1 rRNA gene is annotated in these 3,165 nt (G+C 50.5%); it reads left to right on the top strand.

Annotation, left to right across the window (positions count from 1 at the left end):
* Positions 1–232: 232 nt before the first annotated feature.
* Positions 233–3,146, top strand: a 23S ribosomal RNA gene (locus CLFS41_RS02535).
* Positions 3,147–3,165: the final 19 nt, after the last annotated feature.

Here is a 3,165-nt window from a genome sequence, read left to right as displayed (position 1 = left end):
GCATATTGAAATAAATGAATTGAGTATCCTATATATTTATATATAGAATAAACAAGACATCCGAGGCCATACAAGCGATTGTATGGAAAGAAACAAACTTTTTATTAGGAAAGTCCACGATCATAAAACATCGTGGAAAAGAACGCGAAAGCGTTTAAGAAGAACCTAGAACCAAAAAGTCCAACGCTATGGACTGAGACTAAAACCCGCACCCGCAGGTAGAAGTCGTTTTGGTTAAGCTAATAAGAGCGCAGGGTGGATGCCTTGGCACTAAGAGCCGATGAAAGACGTGATAAGCTGCGAAAAGCTTCGGGGAGGAGCAAATATCCTTTGATCCGGAGATATCTGAATGGGGAAACCTACTTGAGCAACCCTCAAGTGACGTATGGTGAATACATAGCCATACGCCGGGAACCCGGTGAACTGAAACATCTAAGTAACCGGAGGAAGAGAAAGAAACATCGATTCCCAAAGTAGCGGCGAGCGAAATGGGAAGAGCCCAAACCAGCGTGCGTGCATGCTGGGGTTAAGGACTGCGTAAGCGAGCTGATTTGTTAATGGAACTGTCTGGGAAGTCAGACCAAAGAGAGTGAAAGTCTCGTACATGAAAACAATAGGCAGCGGCAGGATCCAGAGTACCACGAGACACGAGAAACCTTGTGGGAAGTCGGAGGGACCACCCTCCAAGGCTAAATACTCCTTAGTGACCGATAGAGCATAGTACTGTGAAGGAAAGGTGAAAAGGACCCCGGGAGGGGAGTGAAAGAGAACCTGAAACCCTGTGTTTACAAGCTGTGGAAGCACGTTAAGGTGCGACCGCGTACTTTTTGTAGAACGGTCCGGCGAGTTGCCGGTACTGGCAAGGTTAAGCACTTAAGGTGCGGAGCCGAAGGGAAACCAAGTCTTAACAGGGCGCAACGTCCAGCCCCAAGGGGCAGGACAACAGTCAGTACAGGCAGACCCGAAACCGGGTGACCTATCCATGTCCAGGTTGAAGCGGAAGTAAAATTCCGTGGAGGACCGGATCCACATCCGTTGAAAAGGGTGGGAATGAGGTGTGGATAGGGGAGAAATTCCAATCGAACCCGGAGATAGCTGGTTCTCCTCGAAATAGCTTTAGGGCTAGCCTCGTATTAGTTTAGCGGAGGTAGAGCACTGAATTCCTAAGGGGGCGTCAAAGCTTACCAAGGGATATCAAACTCCGAATGCCGCATAAATGATGTACGGGAGTCAGACTGCACGAGATAAGTTGGGTAGTCAAAAGGGAAAGAGCCCAGACCTACAGCTAAGGTCCCAAAGTATGTGTTAAGTGGAAAAGGATGTGGGATTTCAAAGACAACTAGGATGTTGGCTCAGAAGCAGCCACACATTCAAAGAGTGCGTAATAGCTCACTAGTCGAGAGGTCCTGCGCCGAAAATGTCCGGGGCTGAAACACAACACCGAAGCTTAGGAATGTACGTAAGTACATTGGTAGAGGAGCATTCTTAAAGGAGCGAAGCAGTACCGATAAGGAGCTGTGGACATTTAAGAAGAGAGAATGCCGGAATGAGTAGCGAGATGGAGGTGAGAATCCTCCAGGCCGAATATCCAAGGTTTCCAGAGTAAAGCTGATCTGCTCTGGGTAAGTCGGGGCCTAAGGCGAGGCTGAGAGGCGTAGTCGATGGACAACAGGTTGAGATTCCTGTACCGTGTATCATCAGAACTGTGGGGACACAGAAGGACAACACATCCCGGGAATGGGAATACCGGGGCAAGCGAGGTAGGAGTACGGTTGGCAAATCCGCCGTACAATCCGAAAACGTGACGCGGAGCGAACTAAAGTAGTGAAGTGTGTGATTCCAGCTGTCAAGAAAAGCCGCTATTGTGTGATGCACGCCCGTACCGTAAACCGACACAGGTAGATGAGGAGAGAATCCTAAGGCCGGCGGGAGAAGCATTGTTAAGGAACTCGGCAAAATGACCCCGTAACTTCGGGAGAAGGGGTGCCACAGAGATGTGGCCGCAGAGAATAGGCTCAAGCAACTGTTTAGCAAAAACACAGGTCTATGCAAAACCGTAAGGTGAGGTATATGGGCTGACGCCTGCCCGGTGCTGGAAGGTTAAGAGGAGAGGTTAGAGCAATCGAAGCTTTGAATTTAAGCCCCAGTAAACGGCGGCCGTAACTATAACGGTCCTAAGGTAGCGAAATTCCTTGTCGGGTAAGTTCCGACCCGCACGAAAGGCGTAATGATTTGAGCGCTGTCTCAACAATGCACCCGGTGAAATTGAAATACCAGTGAAGATGCTGGTTACCTGCGCCAGGACGGAAAGACCCCATGGAGCTTTACTCCAGCTTGATACTGGGATTCGGTACTGCATGTACAGGATAGGTGGGAGGCCGTGAAGCAAGGACGCCAGTCTTTGTGGAGCCAATGTTGGGATACCACCCTTGCGGTATTGGGTTTCTAACCTGCGCCCATGACCTGGGCGGGGGACAATGTCAGGTGGGGAGTTTGACTGGGGCGGTCGCCTCCGAAAGGGTATCGGAGGCGCTCAAAGGTTCCCTCAGGATGGTTGGAAACCATCCAAAGAGTGCAAAGGCATAAGGGAGCTTGACTGCGAGACTGACGGGTCGAGCAGGTACGAAAGTAGGACTTAGTGATCCGGTGGTATGAAAGTGGGATTGCCATCGCTCAACGGATAAAAGCTACCCTGGGGATAACAGGCTTATCACTCCCAAGAGTTCACATCGACGGAGTGGTTTGGCACCTCGATGTCGGCTCATCGCATCCTGGGGCTGTAGCAGGTCCCAAGGGTTGGGCTGTTCGCCCATTAAAGCGGTACGCGAGCTGGGTTCAGAACGTCGTGAGACAGTTCGGTCCCTATCCGGCGCGGGCGTAGGATATTTGAGAGGAGCTGTCCTTAGTACGAGAGGACCGGGATGGACAGACCGCTGGTGTATCTGTTGGCTTACCAAGGCCATGGCAGAGTAGCCAAGTCTGGACGGGATAAACGCTGAAGGCATCTAAGCGTGAAGCCCCCCTCAAGATGAGATATCCCATCGCAAGAGTAAGACCCCTTGAAGAAGACGAGGTAGATAGGTTAGAGGTGGAAGTGCAGTAATGTATGTAGCTGACTAATACTAATCGGTCGAGGGCTTAACCAAAAGGTTTAGGGAAAAGAAG

It is taken from the genome of Clostridium sp. FS41, assembly GCF_000954015.1.
In the GTDB taxonomy this organism is placed as follows: Bacteria; Bacillota; Clostridia; order Lachnospirales; family Lachnospiraceae; genus Enterocloster; species Enterocloster citroniae.
This window is presented reverse-complemented; position numbering and strand designations above follow the sequence as displayed.